Consider the following 20,359-nt stretch of genomic DNA (forward strand, 5'->3'; position numbering starts at 1 on the left):
CGGGTGGGGGAGGTGTTCGGTCCGAAGGCGGATGCGGCGTGGTATCTGCACGAGGCGACGCGGGGGTTGGGTCTGGCGGCGTTCGTGTTGTTCTCCTCGGGTGCGGGGGTGTTCGGGAGTGCGGGTCAGAGTGTGTACGGGTCGGCGAACGCGTTCCTGGACGGGTTGGCGCGTTCGCGGCGGGCGGAGGGTTTGCCGGGGATTTCGTTGGCGTGGGGGTTGTGGGCCGAGGCGAGTGGTCTGACGGGTCATCTGGGGGAGGAGGGCCGGGCGCGGTTGAAGCGTGGTGGTCTGTCGGCGATGGCGTCGGGTGAGGCGTTGGCGTTGTTCGACGCGGCGTTGGGTTCGTCGGAGGCGGTGTTGGTGCCGACGCGGTTGGACTGGGGGGTGTTGCGGTCGCAGGCGGCGAGTGGTGAGTTGAACCCGTTGCTGCGCGGGCTGGTCCGCACTCCCCGCCGCACCGCCACCACCACCACCACGGCCGACGACGCGGCCGGCTTCGCCGTCAGGCTGGCCGCGCTGCCGGAACGCGAGCAGCACCGCGAACTCCTCGACCTGGTGCGTTCGGCCGCCGCGGCCGTCCTCGGGCACCCGTCCAAGAACGCCGTCGCCGCCGCCCAGGCGTTCAAGGAGACCGGGTTCGACTCGCTCGGCGCGGTGCAGCTGCGCAACCGGCTGGCCCGGGCGACCGGCGTCCGGCTCCCGGCGACGCTGGTCTTCGACCACCCGACCCCGCTCGAACTCGCCCGTCACCTGCGGTCCGAGCTCCTGCCGGAGCCGGAGGCCGGAGCCGCCGCCGGGGGCACCGTGCCGCCGGCCGGCCCGGCTCCGGAGCTCCCGCCCGCGGACGGGCCCGCCATCGCCGACCTGGACATCGACGGTCTCGTCGCCCGCGCGCTGCGCGGCCGTGGCTGACCGTCCCCCGATCCCGCGCTCACCGCTCCTTCCCGAAAGGCTGACATGACTACCACCATCGACGGCGCGGCCGCCTCCGACCAGACGGCGAGGCTGGTCGCGGCGCTGCGGGCCGCACTCCAGGACAACGAGCAACTCGCCTCCGAGAAGGCAAAGTTGGAGGCGGCGGCCACCGAGCCGATCGCCATCGTCGGGATGGCCTGCCGGCTCCCCGGCGACGTCTCCTCCCCGGCCGAGCTGTGGCAGCTGGTCGCCGACGGCCGTGACGGCGTGGCCGAGTTCCCCGAGGACCGCGGCTGGGACCTCGACGGGCTGTTCGACCCCGACCCGGACCGGGCGGGCCGCTCCTACGTCCGCGAGGGCGGGTTCCTGCGCGGCGCCGCGGACTTCGACGCCGCCTTCTTCGGGATCTCGCCGCGCGAGGCGCTCGCCATGGACCCGCAGCAGCGGCTGCTGCTGGAGACGTCCTGGGAGGCCCTGGAGCGGGCCGGCTTCGACCCGGCGGACCTGCGCGGCACGCCGGTCGGCGTCTTCTCCGGCGTGATGTACCACGACTACGCCACCGGGCTGCGGAGCGTGCCCGAGGGGCTGGAGGGTTTCCTCGCCACCGGGACCTCGGGTTCGGTGGCCTCGGGCCGGGTCGCGTACACCCTCGGCCTGGAGGGGCCCGCGATCACCGTCGACACCGCCTGCTCCTCCTCCCTGGTCGCTGTCCACCTGGCTGCCCAGGCCCTGCGCAACGGCGAGTGCGTGCAGGCCCTGGCCGGGGGCGTCGCGGTGATGTCCCAGCCGTCGCCGTTCGTGGAGTTCTCCCGGCAGCGCGGCCTCGCGGTCGACGGCCGGTGCAAGGCGTTCGCCGACGCGGCCGACGGAACCGGCTGGGCGGAGGGTGTGGCCGTCCTGGTGCTGGAGCGGCTGTCGGACGCGCGGCGGCTGGGTCACGAGGTGCTGGCCGTGGTCCGGGGCTCGGCCGTCAACCAGGACGGTGCGTCGAACGGTCTGACCGCGCCCAACGGCCCCGCCCAGCAGCGGGTGATCCGGGCCGCGCTCGCCAACGCCCGGCTGACCGCGGCGGACGTCGACGCGGTCGAGGGCCACGGCACCGGCACGCCGCTCGGCGACCCGATCGAGGCACAGGCGGTGCTCGCCACCTACGGCCGGGGCCGCCCGGCCGAACAGCCGCTCTGGCTGGGCTCGTTGAAGTCGAACCTCGGGCACACCCAGGCGGCTGCCGGGGTCGCGGGCGTGATCAAGATGGTGGAGGCGCTGCGGCACGGTGTGCTGCCGAAGACCCTTCACGTGGACGAGCCGACCCGGCAGGTCGACTGGTCGGCCGGTGAGGTCAGGCTGCTGACCGAGGCCCGGCCGTGGCCCGAGCTGGACCGCCCGCGCCGGGCCGCCGTCTCGGCCTTCGGCGTGAGCGGCACCAACGCCCACGTGATCCTGGAGGAGGCGCCCGCGCCGGAGACGCCCGAGGCGCCGCACGCCCCGGAGGCACCGGAGGTCTCCGCGGCCCCGGACGCCCCGGCGCGCGCCGTCCCGGCCGTCCCCTGGCTGGTGTCCGCCGCCTCGGCCGTCGCCCTGCGTGCCCAGGCCGAGCGGCTGCTCGACTACGCCGACGCGCAGGGCCCGGACCAGACGGCTGCCGCCCGCGCGCTCGCCGAGGCCCGGGCGCTCCTGTCGCACCGCGCCGTCGTGGTGGCCGACACGCTGGACGGCCACCGCGGCGGACTGGCCGCGCTCGCGGGCGACGCCGCCGCACCCGGCCTGGTCACCGGCACGGCGGACGTCGCCGGCGAGACCGTCTTCGTGTTCCCGGGTCAGGGTTCGCAGTGGGTGGGGATGGGCCGGCGTCTGTCGGCCGAGTCCCCGGTGTTCGCCCAGGCCCTGGCGGAGGTGGAGGGTGCGCTGAAGCCTTATGTGGACTGGTCGTTGATGGATGTGGTGAATCAGGTGCCGGGTGCCGCCTCGTTGGAGCGGGTGGATGTGGTGCAGCCGGTGTCGTTCGCCGTGATGGTGGGTCTGGCGCGGGTGTGGGGTTCGTTGGGTGTGGTGCCGGACGCGGTGGTGGGGCATTCGCAGGGTGAGATCGCGGCGGCGCATGTCGCGGGGATCCTGTCGCTGGAGGACGCCGCCGCCGTGGTGGCGCTGCGTTCGCAGGCGATCGCGCGGGGTCTGGCGGGTCGTGGCGGCATGGTGTCCGTGGGCCTGCCCTACGGGCGGGTGGCCGACGGTCTGCCGGCCGGTGTGGAGGTGGCGGCCGTGAACGGGCCGTCGTCCGTGGTGGTGGCCGGTGACCCGGACGCGCTGGACACGCTGGTGGCCGGCTTCGAGGAGCAGGGTGTGCGGGTGCGGCGCGTCCCGGTGGACTACGCCTCCCACACGTCCCACGTCGAGTCGATCGAGGAGGAACTCGCCGAGCTCCTGGCCGCGGTGAGGCCCCGGCCCGCCGCGGTCCCGTTCCTGTCGACGGTGGAGGGCCGGTGGCTGGAGGGTCCTGAGCTGGACGGCGGGTACTGGTACCGCAACCTGCGGCAGACCGTCCGCTTCGCCGAGGCCGTCGAGACCCTCGCCGCCGCGGAGTACCGCGCGTTCGTCGAGGTCAGCGCCCACCCGGTGCTCGCCCACAGCATCGTCGAGGCGCTGGAGGCGGCCTCCGTGCGCGAGGCGGCCGTCACCGGCACGCTGCGGCGCGACGAGGGCGGGTGGGACCGCGTCCTGCTCTCCGCCGCCGAACTCCACGTCCGGGGGGTGGAGGTCGACTGGTCGGCCTCCTACGCCGGGGCCGGACCCCTCGCTCCCTCCGAACTCCCGACCTACGCCTTCCAGCACCGGCACTACTGGCTGGAGTCGGTGCCCGTGACGACCCACGCAGGAGAATCCCCGATGGACATCGACACCGCCGAGACCGGCACCGCCGCCGAGGCCGAGGAGGCTCCAGGCGCCGCCCTGGCCCGCCGCCTGGCGGACGGCGGCCCGGAGGAGCAGGAAGCCGTCCTGCTCGACGTGGTCCGCACGGAGGTCGCGGCCGTCCTCGGGCACGAGGGCGCCGACTCCGTCGGCACCGACGACGTCTTCTTCGACATCGGCTTCGTCTCGCTGACCGCCGTCGAACTCCGCAACCGCCTCCAGAACGTCACCGGGCTCGAACTGCCGGCCCTGCTCGTCTTCGACCAGCCCACCCCGGGCAGGCTCGCCAGCCACCTCCGTGTCCTGCTCGACGAGCAGCACACCGAAGGGAAGTGACCGCCGTGATCGACGTCGCCGCCTACCTCAAGGCCCTCGACTACGACGGGCCGCTCGTACCCGACGCCGCCACCCTGCGTGAGCTGCACCGGCGCCACCTGATCGCCATCCCCTACGACTCCTCGCTCAACACCGCGCGCGGCGAGGCCCTCTGGGCGGGCGTGGACATCGACGTCGACGCCGTGTTCGACGCCCTCGTCCTCGGCGGCCGGGGCGGCGTCTGCTACGAGCTCAACGGACTGTTCCTCGCCCTGCTCCGCGAACTGGGCTACGAGACCGGGCTCTTCTCGGCCGGGATCCGCCAGGTCGACGACACCTTCGGGCCGGATCTGGAGCACGTCCTCGGCTTCGTGCGGCTGGACGGCGAGTTCTGGCTGGTCGACGTCGGCTTCGTCGGGCCGTCCTACCTGGAACCGCTGCGGGTGGTGCTCGACGAGGTGCAGTCGCAGGGCGGCACCGACTTCCGCATCGTGCGCGCGGACACCGGCCACCACGTCGTCCAGCGCCGCGGCCGGACCGGTGACTGGCGCGCCGTCTACCGCTTCCACCCGGAGCCGCGCGCGTTCGCGGAGTGGCTCGTCCCCTCGCCGGAGCTGGACCGCTTCGCCCGGGCCCTGGCCGGCTCCGGGATCGTGGTCCGCGGCCGGGCCTTCGAGGGTGGCCAGCGGATCCTGATCGGCACCCGGCTGGTGGTCGTCGAGGACGGCACCGAGCGGGTGCGCGGCCTCGCCGACCCCGAGGAGCACGCCCGGGTGCTCGCGGACATCCTGCGGAAGGGCACGGCCGCCGCATGACGACCGCACCCGCCGCCTCCGCCGTACCGGACACCGCACCGGGCCCCGACGCCGGCACCGGGGACACCGGGACCGACACCGACGTCGCGATCGTCGGCTACGGGCCGGTCGGTCAGACCGCCGCGCTGCTGCTGGCCGCCCGCGGCCACCGGGTCACCGTCCTGGAGCGGTTCCCCCGGCCCTACCCGATGCCGCGCGCGGTCTCCTTCGACGGCGAGTCCGCCCGCATCCTCGCCGCCACGGGTGTCGAGGAGGCGCTCGCCGAGTACGTCGAGTCCTCCCGGGACTACGTGTGGCACAACGCCGACGGCCGCACGCTCTTCCGGGTGGACGTGGAGGACGCCGGCCGTTCCGGCTGGCCCGACTCCAGCGCCGTCTACCAGCCGGGCCTGGAGGCCGTGCTGGCCGCCCACGGCGAGCGCCAACCGGGGCTGCGCGTGCTGCGCGGCCACCGGGTGACGGCCCTCGCCGACCGCGGCGAGGCGGTCGCCCTCACCGTCGACGGCCCCGAGGGCGGCACGCTCACCGCCCGGTGGGTGATCGGCTGCGACGGGGCGAACAGCGTGGTGCGCGAGGAGGCCGGGCTCACCGCCACCGACTTCGCGTTCTTCAACGACTGGCTCACCTGCGACGTCGTCCCGCACGACGGCCGGGAGTTCGTCCCCAACAACCTCCAGGTCTGCGACCCGGCCCGGCCGCGCACCGCCGTCTCCGCCGGTCCGGGCCACCGGCGCTGGGAGTTCATGCGGCTCGACCACGAGTCGCCCGAGGAGTTCGGCAGCGAGGCCAACGTCTGGAAGCTGCTCTCGCTGTTCGACATCGGCCCCGGCAACTCCACGCTGCTGCGGCACGCCGTCTACACCTTCCAGGCGCGGTACGCCGACCAGTGGCGGCGCGGCCGGGTGCTGATCGCCGGGGACGCCGCCCACCTCATGCCGCCGTTCGCCGGGCAGGGCATGTGCTCGGGCTTCCGGGACGCCGCCAACCTGGCCTGGAAGCTCGACCTGGTGCTCACCGGCCGGGCGGGCGAGGGGCTGCTCGACACCTACGCCGCCGAGCGGCGCGAGCACGTGCGGCACGCGCTCACCATGTCGATGGACCTCGGGCGGGTCATCTGCCAGAGCGACCCGGCGGCGGCGCGCGACCGCGACACCGTGATGCTGGCCGCGCAGGAGCGCGCCCGGCAGGGCGCGGCGGTCGGCGCCGCGCGCCCGCGCACCCCGGTCCAGCCGCTCACCGCCGGCCTGCGGCACGGCGGCTTCCCGGCCGGCGACCTCGTCGTCCAGGGGCGCGTCACGGCGGCGGGGCGGCCGGCCGGCCGCTTCGACGACGTGGTGGGGCGCGGCTTCGTGCTGCTCACCACCGAACCGCCGGAGACGCTCCTCTCCGCCGAGGACGGCGCCTGGCTGGCGGAGCTCGGCGGTCACGCCGTGCAGGTCGTCGAGGACGGCGGGCAGGAGCCGCCGCCGGGTGCGGTGGGCGACGTCGACGGGGTCTACCTGCCGTACCTGGCGGGAGCGGGGTCGGGGGCAGGTGCGGTCGCGGTGCTGGTGCGGCCCGACTTCTACGTCTACGGCGCGGCGGCCGACCGGACGGCACTGGCCGGGTTGTTCGCCGCGCTCCGCACCGACCTGGGCGTCTGACCCGCCGCCCCGCCACTCCTGAGCCCGCCGGGGACCGCCCGCCGAGCCCGCCCACCCGGGCGGCCCGGCGGGCGCCGCCGTTCCCGCCGCCGCCGCCCGTCACAGTCACCGCCCCCGCACAGCCACCGGTCCCCGCACAGCCACCGGTCCCCGCACAGTCACGGGTCCGGGCGTGCCGGGGCCGGGGCGGACACGCGGACACACGGACGGCCCGTTCCTCGTCCGCGTCGAGGAACGGGCCGTCGGCCTCGGGGTGCCGGGTGGGGCGGGCGGGGCCCGGCCCACCCGGCGGGCGGTGCGCGGTCAGACCGCCACGGGGGTCCGCCGGGCGGGGCGCTCCACCAGGATCTCCGCCACGATCCGCGCCAGGTCGATGCTCTGGCGGCCGTTCAGACGGGGGTCGCAGCCGGTCAGGTAGCGCTCCGGGAGCTGCTCCTCGCGCAGGTCCTCGCGACCGCCGAGGCACTCGGTCACGTCGTCCCCGGTCAGCTCCAGGTGCAGACCGCCCGGGTGGCTGCCCAACGCCCGGTGCACCGCGAAGTAGCCGGTCACCTCGGCGGCGATCCGCTCGAAGCGGCGGGTCTTCAGCCCGGACGCCGACACCTCGGTGTTGCCGTGCATCGGGTCGCAGAGCCAGACCACCGGGTGCCCGGCGGCCTCCACCGCCTCCACCAGCGGCGGCAGGACGTCGGTCACCCGGTCCGCGCCCATGCGGCTGATCAGCGTCAGCCGGCCGGGAGTGCGGTCCGGGTCCAGCGCCTCGGCGTAGGCGACGGCCTGCTCCGGCGTCGTGGTCGGGCCCAGCTTGAGCCCCAGCGGGTTGGCGATCCGCCGGGCCAGGGCGACGTGCGCGCCGTCCAGGTCGCGGGTCCGCTCGCCGATCCACAGGAAGTGGCCGGAGAGGCCGTACCCGTCGCGCACCAGCGGCACCTCGTAGTCGAGCAGCAGTGCCTCGTGACTGGTGAACAGCTCGGTGCGGGTCGCGGCGGACACCGCCTCCAGCACGTCGAGTGCGGCCCCGGCCCCGGCGTACGCGGTGAGCATCCGCTGCGGGTCCGGCGTGCGGGCCCCGGCGGTCGCCGCCTCGCCGTTGACGATGTCGCCCCGGTAGGCGGGCAGGCCGTCCGGCCCCACCGGGCTGGAACGCGGCTTGGCGTACTGCCCGGCGACGCGGCCGAGCGGCACCACGGGCAGCCCCGACGCGACCTCGAACAGCGTCGCGCAGTGCAGCAGGACGTGCAGGTTGGACCGTACGTGCTCGGGGGTGTTCCCGGCGAAGGTCTCGGCGCAGTCCCCGCCCTGGATCACCAGGGCCCGGCCGAGCGCGACCTCGGCCAGCCGCTCCCGCAGCCGGTCCACGGCGGCGCGCTGCACCAGGGGCGGGAGCGCGCCGAGCTCGGTGCGCACCTCCCGCACCCGGTCCGGGTCCGGCCACTGCGGCTGCTGGCCGGCGGCCCGACCGGCCAGCGCCAGGGCGAGCGCGGCGTCTTCGTGCGCCGTCGGTGTCGTGGTCATCGGTGTCATCCCGTCTTCCTCAGGTTGGCCCACAGATCGGCGGGCAGATCCTTGCGTCGGCGGACCCCGAGCTTGCGGTAGACCCGGGTGAGGTGCTGTTCCACGGTGCTGGCCGTGATGTAGAGGCGGCCGGCGATCTCGCGGTTGGTGTAGCCGAGCACGGCCAGTGAGGCGACGCGCCGCTCGGACTCGGTCAGCGCCCCGACCCCGCCCGGGTCCTCGGCGCCGTCGGCGGCCGGGCCGCTCTCGCCGAGGTCCGCCGAGACCGAGAGCAGCTCCTGGGCGAGCGGCTTCATGGCGCACATGTTCGCCACGTGCAGGGCCTGGCGCAGCAGCAGCCGGGCCCGCCGCTTGTTGTTGGTCGCCTGGTGGACGCGGCTGAGGTCGGTGAGCACCCGGACCTGCTCGTACCGGTCGCCGGAGGTCTCGGTGAGGTCGACTGCCTCGGTGAGCAGGGGACCGCGCCGCCCGGGCGGCCCGGCCGCGGCGAGCAGCCGCAGCGCCGGACCGCGGGTGTGCGGGAGGTCGGCGTCGGACCGGCTGAGCTGCTCGTGGACGAGCCGCCAGGCGCGGTCCCGGTTGTCCAGCCGCAGCCACGCGTCGGCCGCGTGGGTGCGCCAGGGCACCACCCCCGCGCCGTCCAGGCCCCAGGTGCGCAGGAGCTCGCCGCAGGACAGGAAGTCGGCGAGCGCGGCGTGGCCGTGCCGGGTCGCCAGGTAGTGGTCGCCGCGGGCGAACAGGTAGTGCAGCCCGTACAGGGTCTGGAACATCGCCTCGCCGACGGCGTGGGTCAGGTGCTTGGCCGCCGACCGGTGCTCGCCCATCCGGCTCTCCGCCATCACCAGCGTGCCCAGCGGCAGGCCCACCGCGATGCCCCAGGCGGTCGGGCTGAGGTGGGTCAGCGCCGCCCGGCTGCTCTCGGCCGCCGTCACCAGCTCGCCGAGCCGGAGCGCCGACTCGCCGTGCGCGGCGGCGTACAGGGCCGTCGCGGTGGGCGCCTCGCGCCGCGCGGCGGCGGTCAGCAGCCGCTGGCTCCAGACCGCCGCGGTGTCGGCGCGCCCGGCCTGGAGCAGCACCCGCAGGGCGAGCAGCGCGGCCTCCTCGGCCCACGCCGTCCGGCCGTGCAGGTGGGCGTCGCGCAGCACCTGCTGGGCGTGGCCGACGGCCTCGGCCGCCCGGCCGCGGGTCAGTGCGCCGGCGAGCGCGGCGGCGGCCTGGAGCTGCGGGTCGATGTCCGGGGCCACCGTGTGCCGGAGGTCGGCGGGCAGGGCCGGGACGCGGCGGCCCCGGGCGAGGCCCGGGTGGGTGTAGGCGAGCCAGGTCTCGACGTCGCGCAGCGCCCCCGTCTCGGCCGGGGTGGCCCGCTGCGCCGGGCCGGTCCGGGACCGCAGCAGGTCCAGGACGGCCACGGCCTCCTCGCCGCGCCCGTGCCAGAGCAGGTGCCGGACGAGGACGAGCGCCTCGGCGAGCCCGAGGTGGCCGGCCCGGACGGCCGCGGTGAGCGGCGCCAGGTGCCGGGCCGCCGTGGACGGGTTGAGCTGCCACTCGGCCTGCACCAGGCGGTGCCGCAGGACGGCCCGGTCGGGTTCCTCGACCGCCTCCTTGTGGGCCAGGCGCAGGCAGGCCACCGCCGTGCGGTAGCGGTTGTCCAGCAGGGCGTGCTCGGCGGCCTCGGTCAGTGCGGCCACCGCCCACGGCATCGGGGCGCGTCCGGCCTCGACCAGGTGCCGGGCCACCTCGGCGGCGGGGCTGCCCGACTCGTAGCACAGCTGTGCGGCCCGCAGCCGGAGGTCGGTCCGCTCGTGCGGGGCGAGGTCCTCCAGGACGGTGGTGCGCGCCGCCGCGGTGCGCAGCCGCCCGTCGCCGTCGAGCAGCCCGGCGGTGGCGAGCGCGGAGCGGATCCGCGCCACGGCGTCGGGGCTCTCCCGCTCGCCCAGGAGGCGCGCCACGTCCTCGTCCGGGGCGTCGTCGCCCAGGACGGCCTGGGCCTGGACGACCCGCAGCACACCGGGCTCGGTGCGGTGCAGGCAGCTCAGCAGGGCGGGGCCGTAGCGCGGTTCGGGGTCGGCCCGGTCGAGGTGCTCCTCCACGAGGGCGTGCAGCAGCAGCGGGTTGCCGCCGGCGACGTCGACCAGTTCGGGGCCGCTGTGCCGGGCGGACTCCTCGCCGAGCCCTTCGGTGACCAGGCGCAGCGCGCCGGCCCGGGAGAGCGGGGCCAGTGCGAGGCGGTGGACGTGCGGGTGGCGGAAGAGCTCGGCGTGCAGCCGGCGGCGCGCGGGCCACGGCGTGCTGCCGTCGGTGAGCACCAGCAGGACGCGGCTCTGCGGCAGGTGCCGGACGAGGTGGCGCAGGAAGTGCAGTGACGCCTCGTCGGCGTGGCCGATGTCCTCGACGCAGATCAGCACCGGGTTGTCCGCGGCGGCTGCGAGCAGCGCGGCGGTGAGGTCGCGGCAGGCGCGCAGCAGCTTCGGCGGGGGCGGGCCGGCCGGGTCGGGGCCGTGTGCGGTGTCGCTCGGGTCGGCGAGGACGGCCGGGTCGGCGAGGGCCGCCAGCCGTTCGGCGTGCCCGGCCGGCCAGGCGGCGGAGCGGGCGATCCGGTCGGCGACGCCGAAGGGCAGGTCCCGTTCCTGGGCGGAACAGTCGGCGCTGACGACGAGGACCCCGCGGTCGGCGGCCCGGGCGGCGAACACCCGCAGCAGCTCGGTCTTGCCGCTGCCGAGGGGGCCGTCGACGAGGGCCGCCCGGCCCGCCCGGCCGAGACACTCGGTGAGCAGGTGGTCGAGTCGGTCGATGTGCGCGTCACGTTCCAGCAGGGAAGGCACCGGGTACCCCCGACCTCATCTCTTGTAGGCGTTCGGCCGTCGGTCGCCGACGGCTCCCCGGGGAGGTGGCGGCGGTCGCCCCTCCCGGTCGGACCCATCATGGGGACTTCCCGCCCATCGGCGGGGAACTGACCGCCCATGAGCGGGGCACTGCCGCCGTTCTGCGGCGCGGGGCGGCGAAATGCCCGGGCTGGTCACCGACGCGGGTTGTCGACCGGTATGCCGGATTGGAGTTGACGTGCTGTCAATGGAGAACTCCGGGCGCCCTGATGTACCATCGGGAACATATTTGTGGAATGGTGCTTTCCGGATTTACCGCGAGTCGAGGGGGCAGGGTGCGATTCAACGTTCTGGGGCCGCTGGAAGTGCTCTCCGACGGTGTCGAGGTGCCTGTTCGCGGCCTGCAGCAGCGGGCACTGCTCGGTGTTCTCCTTCTCCGCGCGAATAGCGTGGTGGGAATCAACGAGATAATCGCCGCGCTCTGGGGGGACGAGCGTCCGTCCACGGCCCGGAAAATGGTGCAGAACTCGGTGGCCGGTCTTCGCCGTACATTCCAGGCGGTGGGGGATCCGGCGGGCGGGAATGTGGCACTGAATACCATAGTGCCCGGATACACCCTCAGAATCGAGCCGGAACAGCTCGATCTCACCGAATTTCACGAGCTTGTCACATTGGGACGGGCCCGGCTGGCGGCCGGCGAGTGGGCGGAGGCCTCGGGACTGCTGCGCCGGGCCCTGGGCCTGTGGCGCGGACCGGTGCTCGCGGACGTGACCGACGCCGGGCTGACCTGGCCCGAGCTGGCCGCCCTCCAGGGCACCCGGCTCGCCGTACACGAGGACTGCATCCAGGCGGAGTTGGCGATGGGGCGGGACCGCGAGCTGATCGGCGAGCTGGAGACGCTGCTGGAGGCCGAACCGACGAGGGAGCGGCTGGTCGCCCAGCTCATGGTCGTCCTCTACAACTGCGGGCGGCAGCCCGAGGCGCTGGACCGCTACCGGCGCACCCGGGACCTCCTCGCCGACCGCTTCGGCCTGGAGCCGGGCCGCGACCTGCGGCGGCTCCAGCGCGCGATCCTCAGCCACGACCCGGCACTGGCCCTGCGGCTCACCGGCGGCCCCGCCGGCGCGGCCCCGTCCCCCGGCGGGGCCCTGGCGGCCGTCCCGCACCCGGCCCCGGACCCGGACGGGCACCGGACCCCGGCCGCGGCCCCGGTGCAGCGCCGTCCCCGGCCTGCGGCGTCCGCACCGTCGCCGCCCGCCGCCCCGGAGACCCCCGGGGCGCACGCGACGCCCGAACCGGCCGACGGGGAGGCCGCCCCCGTCGCCGAGCACGCCTACCGCCCCTCCTGGGAGCGGGTCGAGCGGCGCCGGGCCAGTGTGGTCATGGTCCGCGCCCGGTGGACGGCCGACGGCGGCGCCGTCGCCCCCGAGCGGATCGACCACGCCACCAAGGAACTGACCGCCGTCATCCGGCGGGAGACCGCGCCGTTCGGCGGCCTCGTGCGCCGCGCCTTCGGGTCGGTGTGGCTGGTCGTGTTCGGCGTGCCCCGGGCCCACGAGGACGACGCCGAGCGGGCCCTGCGCGCCGCCCTCGCCCTGCGGCGGCACTTCGCGTCCCCCGAGCCCGCTCCCGGATCCGCCCCGGCCGGATCCGGGCCCCGCCCCGCCTCCGGGTCCGCGTCCGGTCCCGCCCCCGGCGGTGCCCGGCTCGTCACCCACCTCGTGGTCGGCAGCGGCGAGGTGGTGGTCACCTACGACGACAGCGCGACGGAGCCGGTGGAGGTGACCGGCGAGGTCCTGGACGCCTGCCACCACCTGCTGCTCCAGGTCCCCCGGGGGGAGCTGTGGGCGTGCGCCGCCACCGTCGAGGCCGGCGGCGCGCTCCTCGGCTTCACCCCGGTGGACGGAACCCCCGGCGTCCACCGCCTGGCGACCGAGAGTCCCCCCGCCCCCGGGGCGCCCGGGCACCCCGCCGAACCGCCCTTCCTGGAACGCACCCACGAGCTGAACCTGCTGCGCGGCGCCTACCAGGACACCGTCCGCCGCCAACTGCCCCACCTGATCACGGTGCTCGGCGAGCCGGGCATCGGCAAGACCCGGCTGATCGGGGAGTTCGCCGCCGGGCTGCGCGCCGAGGCGGGGGAGGACGCACCCCGGGTGCTCTACGCCGGCACGCCCGCCTTCGACGCCCACACCTCGTACGAGCCGCTCGCCGGGGTGGTCCGCGCCTACGCGGGCATCCGCCCGGGCGCCCCGGCGGCCGTCGTCGTCCCCGCGCTGACCGCCGTCGTGCGCGGCCTCTTCCCGCACGCCGTCGCCGGGCGGATCGTCACCGCTCTCGCCGCGTGCCTCGGCCTGCCCGCCCCGGCCTCCTCCCCCGAGGGGCCCGGCGGCGGGACCGTCCCCCGGGAGGAGGTCCTCGGCGCGCTGCGCCAGCTGATCGAGGAGGCGGCCGCCGAACGCCCGCTGGTGGTGGTGCTGGACGACCTGCACCGCGCCGCCGGATTCGTCCGGTCCTTCGTCGAGGACCTGACCGTCCGGCTCGGCCCGGTGGCCCTGCTGCTGGTCGCCGGCGCCCGCTCCGAGCTGCTCCACACCACCCCCTCCTGGGGGTGCGCCAAGCGCCGTTCGGCCCTCATGCACGTGGCGCCGCTGTCCACCACGGCCACCGGCACCATCATCGGCGCGGCCTCCGGACGGCGCCGTCCCTCGCCCGCCGACGACCGCCGCGCGGCGCTCGCCGACGGCAACCCGCTGTTCGCGCAGGCCTACGCCCGGGCCGAGGCCGTCGGCGGCGACCCGGCCGTGGCCCACCCCCCGGCCGTCCTCGCCATCGCCGCCGCCCAGCTCGACGACCTCGACCGGACTGCCCGGTCGGTGCTGCGCGACGCGGCCGTCGTCGGCGGGACGCTGTGGCGCGGCGCGGTCGCCGCCGTCAGCCTGCGGGACACCGAGGAGGTGGGCCGCGGCCTGGACAGCCTGGAGTCGCGGGAACTGCTGCGCCGGGTGCGCCGCAGCAGCGTGCCGGGCGACGTCGAGTACGTCTTCCGGTACGCCGTCAGCCGCGACGTCGCGCTGGCCCAGCTGCCGGGCCGCGTCCTGGTCGAGCGTCACCTGCGGGCGGCCTCCTGGGCGGCCCTCCTGGACGTGCCCCGGCCCGCCCTGCTGGCCTTCCACTACGACCGGGCCGTCGCCCTCACCGAGGCCGACGGCGCCCCGGTGGAGGCGATGGAGCGCCGGGCCTGGGAGGCGCTGGTGGGGGCGTCCGCGCGCGCCGCCGCCGCGGGCGACGACGCGCTCGCGGTCAGCTGCCTCGGCCTCGCCCTCGACCGCTGCCCGCCCGGAGAGCCCGAGCGGGTCTGGCTCGCCACCCACCACCGGCGCATCCTGGACAGCCTCGGCGAGCCGGCGTCCCCCGCCCGCCCGGCCCGTGCGCACCGCGCCCTGCCCGCCGCTAGGAGGTGACCCCGGCGGGGACCGGCAGCGACTCGGCGAGCTCCCGCACCCGCTCCAGCGAGCGGATCTTCTCGTCCACGTCGGTGACGTTGTTGGTCACCATCAGCTCGTCCGCGCCGGTGCGCTCCAGGAGGGCCGCCAGGGCGCGGCGGACCTCGTCCGCGTCGCCGACCGCCTGCGTGCTGAGCAGCGCGTCGGCGGCGGCGCGCTCGGCGTCCGTCCACGGGTAGGCCGCCGCCTCCTCCACGGTGGGCAGCGGCGCGGTCGGCGAGGCGCCGTTCAGCCGCAGCACCGGGAAGAGCGCCGGGTACGTCAGCCGGCGGGCCTGCTCCGCAGTCTCGCCGCACACGGTGTAGGCGGTGACGATGGCGTGCGGGCGCTCCGCCCGGGACGACGGGCGGAAGCTCTCCCGGTACGCCCGCAGGGCCTCCTCGGTGCCGCGCGAGTTGAAGAAGTGGTGCGCGAACGCGTACGGCAGCCCGCGCCGGCCCGCGTCCACCGCGCTGCGCACACTGGCGCCCAGCAGCCAGACGCGGGGCGGCTGCGGCGGCTCCGGCAGGGCCTCCAGCCGCTGGTAGACGTGCCCGTCGGGGAAGCCGCCCCCGACGAAGCCGAGCAACTCCTCCAGCGCCGCCGGGAAGTCCTCGTCGGGTGCCCGGCGCAGGGCGTGGGCGAGCACCGGATCCGCCCCCGACCGGCCGATGCCCAGGTCGACCCGGCCGGGGAAGAGCGCGGCCAGCGTCCGGAAGGACTCGGCGACGGCGTACGGCGCGTGGTTGGGCAGGATCACCCCGCCCGCGCCGATCCGGATCCGGGTGGTCCGCTCCCCGAGGGCGGCCAGCAGGACGGCCGGGACGGAACCGGCGATCCCGCGCGAGTTGTGGTGCTCGGCCACCCAGAACCGGGCGTAGCCCAGCTCGTCGGCCGCCGCCACCAGTCGGCGGGTGTCGACCAGGGTGTCGGCCGGGCGCCCGGCGGAGTCGATGGACGAGATGTCGAGGACGGACAGCTGGGTCCGGGAACTGCTGGTCATTCCGGGGTGCTCCTTCTCGCGGTCTTACGCATACCAGGTGGGCCGGGGGACTTCGCCGTGCAGGAGGTGGCGGCCCACCACCCGGCCGCGCCCCGGGTCGTCGTCGTGCACCCGCCGGGCCCGGGTGTCCCGCCAGAAGCGGTCCAGCCCGGCCTCCGCCTCGGCGCCCCCGGCGCCGGCCGCCCCGAAGACGCCCGCGGTGACGGCGTCGGCGGCGGCACCGGCCTGCGCGGCCAGCGCGGCGACCCGGACGGCGTGGTACCCGCGCTCCTCCTCGGTCACCGTGCGGCGGCGGGCGTGCAGGGCGTCCGCCTCGGCGCCGACGGCGTCGGCGAACGCCTCCACCGCCCAGAGCAGGGAGGCGAGTGCGCCGTAGTGCTGCGCCGCGTCCGCCGCGGCGGTCTCGGTCAGCGGCGCCCGCGACCACCGGTCGCGGGTGTGCCCCGCGGCGGCCTCCAGCGCGCCCCGGGTCGCGCCGATCAGCACGTTGGCCTGCGCGAGCTGGAAGGCGGGGGTGAGGAACGTGTTGTACACGCGGGGCACGAAGGTCTTGTCCACGTGGCCGAGCGCCCCGGTCCACGGGATGTCGGCGTGGTCGGCGACGACGGTGCCGGCCGCCAGCGCGCGCAGCCCGAACTCCTCGGCCCCGGGCTCGAAGGTCAGGCCCGGGTGGTCGCTCATCGCGAGCGCGCTGATCGGGGTGTCGCCGTCCTCCAGGAAGCCCTCCAGGATGGTGATGTCCGACACCGGGTGGCCCAGGGCGCGGTCCAGCCGCCCGTGGAAGAGCATGTCGCCGCCGGCGTCCTGGATCACCAGGGGCGCCGACCGGGGCTTCGCGGAGCCGCTGAAGAACCACCGGGCGCGGGCCGCCACCTCGCCGATGTGCTGGATCTTCTCGTCGGTGCCGATGAACTCGGCGATCGACACCCACACGTAGTGGTGCGCGAGCAGCTCGCCGACGGAGGCGTCGGCCGCCGCGACGGTCCGCGCCACCCGGTGCGCGGTGGACCAGTCCTGGCCGCCGCCGCCGTACTCGACCGGGCCGAGCAGGGTCACCAGCCCGGACTCCTTCAGCAGCCGGACCTCCCGCAGCGGGGCGGTGCCCTCGCGGTCGCGCCGGGCGGCGCCGGCCGCCAGCTGGACGGCGACCGCCTCGGCCCGCCGCAGCCACACCTCGGCCCCGTCCACCGCCGGGCCGGCGTGGACGGCGGCGTCGTCGAGGACGCCTGCTGTCGTCGTGTCAGTCATTTTTCCCACTTCGTGACGGGCTCGGTGTCGAGCTTCGTGTCGTGCCTGGTGCGGAGCACCGGGGGGTGGCCGGTGCCCTGGTCGTCCGGGGTGCCCGCGTGTCCGGAGCCGGGCGCGGAGCCCGCCGCGTCCGTCCCGTCCGTCGCGTCCGGCGCGGTGGACGGGGGCAGCCGCAGGACGGCGTCCAGCAGGGCCCGGGTGTAGGGATGGGCGGGGGCCTCGAAGATCCGCTCGGTCTCGCCCTCCTCGACGACCGACCCGCCGCGCATGATCATCACCCGTTCGGCGACCTGCCGCACCACGGCCAGGTCGTGGGTGATGAACAGCAGCGCGATGCCGGTCTCGCGCCGCAGCCGGTCCAGCAGCTCCAGCACCTCCGCCTGCACCGAGACGTCCAGGGCGGACACCGGCTCGTCGCAGACCAGCACCTCCGGGCGGCTCGCCAGGGCCCGGGCGATGGCCACCCGCTGGCGCTGGCCGCCGGACAGCTGGTGCGGCCGCCGGGGGAGGAGTTCCGCCGGGAGTCTGACCTGGGCGAGCAACTCCTCGCACCGCCGGGTCCGCTCGGCGCGCCGCAGCCCCGGCAGCGCCTCGCCGATGATCCGCGCCACGGTGAACCGGGGGTCCGCGGAGGCGTACGGGTCCTGCTGGACGAACTGGAGCGCCGAGCGGCCGGGCCGCCGCTGCCGCTCCGACAGCGCCGACCAGGGCCGTCCGTGCAGCAGGACCTCCCCGGCGTCCGGTCGGGAGAGGCCCATCGCGACCCGCGCCAGCGTGGTCTTGCCCGAGCCGGACTCGCCGACGACGCCCAGCGCCTCGCCCGCCCGAAGGGTGAACGAGACCTCGTCCAGCGCCTTCGGGCCGCCGAGGCCGAAGGACTTCACCAGGCCCCGCCCGGACAGCACCGGTTCGTCCCCGCCGGCGCCCGCCGCCGGCCGGGGCGGACGCGTCGCCGGGCGGCCCGAGGGCACCGCGTCCAGCAGCATCCGCGTGTACGGGTGCTCCGGGGCGGACAGCACCTGCCGGGCCTCCCCGCTCTCCACCACCTCACCGTGCCGCAGCACCAGGATGCGGTCCGCCAACTGCGCCACCACCGCGAGGTCGTGGCTGACCAGGAGCAGGCCCCGGCCCTCGTCCTTGAGCCGGCCGAGCAGCCGCAGCACCTGGGCCTGGACGATCGCGTCCAGCGCCGTGGTCGGCTCGTCGGCGATCAGCAGCGGGGCGTCGGCGGCCAGGGCGGAGGCGATCAGCGCGCGCTGCCGCAGCCCGCCGGAGAGCTGGTGCGGGTACTGGGTGCGCCGGGCCTCAGGCTCCGGCACGCCCACCGCGGTCAGCAGCTCCACCACCCGGGCCGTGCCGCCGTCCGCACCGGCGCCGCCGTGCAGCCGGGCCGCCTCGGCGATCTCGGCGCCGACCGTGCGCAGCGGGTCCAGCGCGGTGAGCGCGTCCTGGAAGACCATGGCGACCTGCCGGCCGCGCACCGCGCGCCACTGCCGCTCGCCGAAGCCGGTGGTGTCGGCCCCGCCGACCTCCAGCGTCCGGGCGCCGACCCGCGCCCGGGTGCCCGCCAGCCCGATCAGGGAGCGCGAGGTGACGGACTTGCCCGAGCCGGACTCGCCGACCAGCGCCACGCACTCCCCGGGGCCGATCGCCAGCGACACCCCGTCCACGGCGGGCCGCGGCGCGCCGGGGAAGGAGACCCGCAGGCCCTCCACCCGGACGAGGTCGCGCGGCGTCCGCCCGGCGGCCGTGGCCTCCCCGGCCGGGGAGGCCACGGTGGCGAACCCGCCCGTCGTCCCCGCCCGGTCCGTCCTCCCCGCCTTGTCCGTCGGATCCGTCGTCCCCGTGGGACCTGTCGTCCTCGCCGTACTCATCGCACCGCCCTGAGCTGGAGACCGCGGCCGATCAGCGTGGTGCAGACCACCACGACCGAGATGGCCAGGCCCGGCGCGATCGAGATCCACCAGGCGGTCTGAAGGAAGTCCTTGCCGTCGGCGACCATCGATCCCCAGTCGGCCTCCGGCGGGACGGGGCCGAGACCGAGCACGCTCAGCCCGGAACCCGAGATGATGGCCGACCCCAGACCGATGGAGGCCAGGACGACCAGCGGTCCGCCGACGTTCGGCAGCACGTGCCGCAGCACCGACCGCCAGGCCGGCACCCCGAGCACCCGCGCCGCCTCCACGAACTCCGAGCGCAGCACCAGCCGCGCCTGGCCGCGGACCAGCCGGGCGTAGTTGGGCACCCCGGCGATGCCGATCGCGATGGCCACGTTGACGGTTCCGCCGCCCAGCAGCGCCACCACGAGCAGAGCGAGCAGCAGCTCCGGGAAGCCCAGCAGCACGTCCACGACCCGCATCAGGACGAAGTCGACGCGCCGCCCGCCGCACCCGGCGACCAGGCCGAGCAGCGCGCCGCCGCCCACCCCGATCACCGTCGCGCCGACGGCGATCAGCACCGACAGCCGGGTGCCGTGGACCAGCCGGGACCAGACGTCCCGGCCGAGCTGGTCGGTGCCGAACCAGTGCGCGGAGCCGGGCGGTTGCAGGGCCGCCGCGACGTCCGTCGCCTCGGGGGCGTGGGTGGCGAACAGGCCGGGGAAGGCCAGCACGACCGCCACCACGACCAGCAGGAGCGGCAGGGCCACCCCCACCGGCGACCGCAGCAGCCCGCCCCGGCGGGCGGCCGCCGCGGCCGGGGGGTCGAGCAGTGCGGTGGCGGTGCTCACGCGGGACCTCCCTCGCGCAGGCGGGGGTCGATCAACGGGTGGAGGAGGTCCACCACGGTGTTGATGACGACGAACGCCGCGCTGGAGATGACCACCAGCGCCGTCACCACCGGCAGGTCGCGCGTGCCGACCGCGTTGGCCAGCACCCGGCCGAGGCCCGGCCTGGTGAAGATGTTCTCCACCAGGACCGCGCCCCCGAACAGGCTGCCCAGCACGAAGCCGGCGAGTGTGGTCAGCGGCAGCAGCGCGTGCCGCAGGGTGTGCCGCAGCAGCACCGCCGTGGCACCGAGGCCCCGCGAGCGCGCGGTGAGGACGAACGGGCGGCCGTCTGCGGTCTCCAGCTCCTGCCGGATGACCTGGGACAGCACCCCGGCCAGCGGCAGCGCCAGCGCCAGCGTCGGCAGCACCAGCGCGGCCGGCCCGTCCGCCCCGATCGAGGGCAGCGCCTGGAACCGGTACGACAGCACCGTCAGCAGGATGATGCCGAGCCAGAACGACGGCATCGAGACCGTCAGCAGCTCGGCCACGCCGGCCGCGCCGCGCACCGCCCGGCCCCGGCCGGCCGTCAGGGTGGCCGCGAGCACCGCCAGCACCAGCGCGGTGACGAGGGCGGACAGGGCCAGCTCGACGGTCGGCCCGACCTGGCTGCCCAGCATCCGCTCGATCGGCTCGTTGAGCTGGTACGACCAGCCGAGGCCGCCGCTCGCCAACTGGGCGAGCTGGCGGCCGTACTGGACGAGCAGCGGGTCGTTCAGTCCGTTCTCGGCGATGATCTGGTCGCGCAGGCCCGGCGTGGCCGCCGCGCCCGGCCCGATCAGTCCGTCCACGATGTCGCCGGGGGCGAGGTGGATGGCGAAGAACGTCACCGTGAGCGTCCCCCACACCACCACGACGCCCGCGGCCAGCCGCCGGGCGACGAACCTCGCCCAGGGCGGCACGGACCGGGCACGGTCGGACACC

Annotated in this window: 11 protein-coding genes and 1 pseudogene; 5 read left to right on the forward strand and 7 right to left on the reverse strand. The window is 76.1% G+C overall.

Going from position 1 to position 20,359, the window contains the following annotated elements:
* The 4 genes and pseudogenes from ACFWIC_RS28520 to ACFWIC_RS28535 form a co-directional block, all read left to right on the forward strand.
* Positions 1–915, forward strand: a 915-nt coding sequence (locus ACFWIC_RS28520) for a beta-ketoacyl reductase (RefSeq protein ID WP_380520332.1), incomplete at its 5' end; no start/stop codon positions are given.
* A gap of 162 nt (positions 916–1,077) precedes the next feature.
* A pseudogene (locus ACFWIC_RS28525) lies at positions 1,078–4,161 on the forward strand (type I polyketide synthase); the annotation flags it as partial.
* Positions 4,158–4,955, forward strand: a complete 798-nt coding sequence (locus tag ACFWIC_RS28530) for an arylamine N-acetyltransferase (protein WP_329881600.1) — start codon at positions 4,158–4,160, stop codon at positions 4,953–4,955. The pseudogene ACFWIC_RS28525 and the gene ACFWIC_RS28530, both read left to right, overlap by 4 nt.
* On the forward strand, positions 4,952–6,598 hold the full coding sequence (locus tag ACFWIC_RS28535; RefSeq protein WP_380520333.1) for a bifunctional 3-(3-hydroxy-phenyl)propionate/3-hydroxycinnamic acid hydroxylase: 1,647 nt from the start codon (positions 4,952–4,954) through the stop codon (positions 6,596–6,598). The genes ACFWIC_RS28530 and ACFWIC_RS28535 overlap by 4 nt, the downstream gene beginning before the upstream one ends.
* 303 nt (positions 6,599–6,901) lie before the next feature.
* On the opposite strand, the gene ACFWIC_RS28540 is transcribed toward ACFWIC_RS28535, so the two are convergent.
* Complete coding sequence (locus ACFWIC_RS28540; protein ID WP_329952837.1) at positions 6,902–8,122, reverse strand: 3-deoxy-7-phosphoheptulonate synthase; 1,221 nt, start codon at positions 8,120–8,122, stop codon at positions 6,902–6,904.
* Positions 8,119–10,935 carry an AAA family ATPase gene (locus ACFWIC_RS28545; RefSeq protein WP_380520334.1) on the reverse strand — a complete coding sequence of 939 codons (2,817 nt, stop codon included), beginning with the start codon at positions 10,933–10,935 and terminating at the stop codon, positions 8,119–8,121. Before ACFWIC_RS28545 ends, ACFWIC_RS28540 begins: the two co-directional genes overlap by 4 nt.
* Positions 10,936–11,450: 515 nt before the next feature.
* Here ACFWIC_RS28545 and ACFWIC_RS28550 point away from each other — a divergent pair.
* Positions 11,451–14,399: a BTAD domain-containing putative transcriptional regulator gene (locus tag ACFWIC_RS28550; RefSeq protein WP_380520357.1), complete on the forward strand. Its 2,949-nt coding sequence runs from the start codon at positions 11,451–11,453 to the stop codon at positions 14,397–14,399.
* On the opposite strand, the gene ACFWIC_RS28555 is transcribed toward ACFWIC_RS28550, so the two are convergent.
* Genes ACFWIC_RS28555 through ACFWIC_RS28575 form a run of 5 tightly spaced genes read right to left on the reverse strand, consistent with a single transcriptional unit; the run spans position 14,389 to position 20,358 of the window.
* Positions 14,389–15,423, reverse strand: coding sequence for an LLM class flavin-dependent oxidoreductase (locus tag ACFWIC_RS28555; RefSeq protein ID WP_380520335.1), 1,035 nt, complete (start codon positions 15,421–15,423; stop codon positions 14,389–14,391). The genes ACFWIC_RS28550 and ACFWIC_RS28555 overlap by 11 nt on opposite strands.
* A gap of 24 nt (positions 15,424–15,447) precedes the next feature.
* Entirely contained in the window at positions 15,448–16,671 is a 1,224-nt protein-coding gene (locus ACFWIC_RS28560) for an acyl-CoA dehydrogenase family protein (protein WP_329952839.1), read from the reverse strand.
* A complete protein-coding gene (locus tag ACFWIC_RS28565; protein ID WP_329952840.1) occupies positions 16,668–18,545 on the reverse strand; it encodes an ABC transporter ATP-binding protein in 1,878 nt (625 codons plus the stop codon). The genes ACFWIC_RS28560 and ACFWIC_RS28565 overlap by 4 nt, the downstream gene beginning before the upstream one ends.
* Entirely contained in the window at positions 18,542–19,399 is an 858-nt protein-coding gene (locus ACFWIC_RS28570) for an ABC transporter permease (protein WP_329952841.1), read from the reverse strand. Before ACFWIC_RS28570 ends, ACFWIC_RS28565 begins: the two co-directional genes overlap by 4 nt.
* On the reverse strand, positions 19,396–20,358 hold the full coding sequence (locus ACFWIC_RS28575) for an ABC transporter permease (protein ID WP_329952842.1): 963 nt from the start codon (positions 20,356–20,358) through the stop codon (positions 19,396–19,398). The genes ACFWIC_RS28570 and ACFWIC_RS28575 overlap by 4 nt, the downstream gene beginning before the upstream one ends.
* Position 20,359 lies beyond the last annotated feature (1 nt).

It is taken from the genome of Kitasatospora sp. NPDC127035, assembly GCF_042726075.1.
Taxonomy (GTDB): domain Bacteria; phylum Actinomycetota; class Actinomycetes; order Streptomycetales; family Streptomycetaceae; genus Kitasatospora.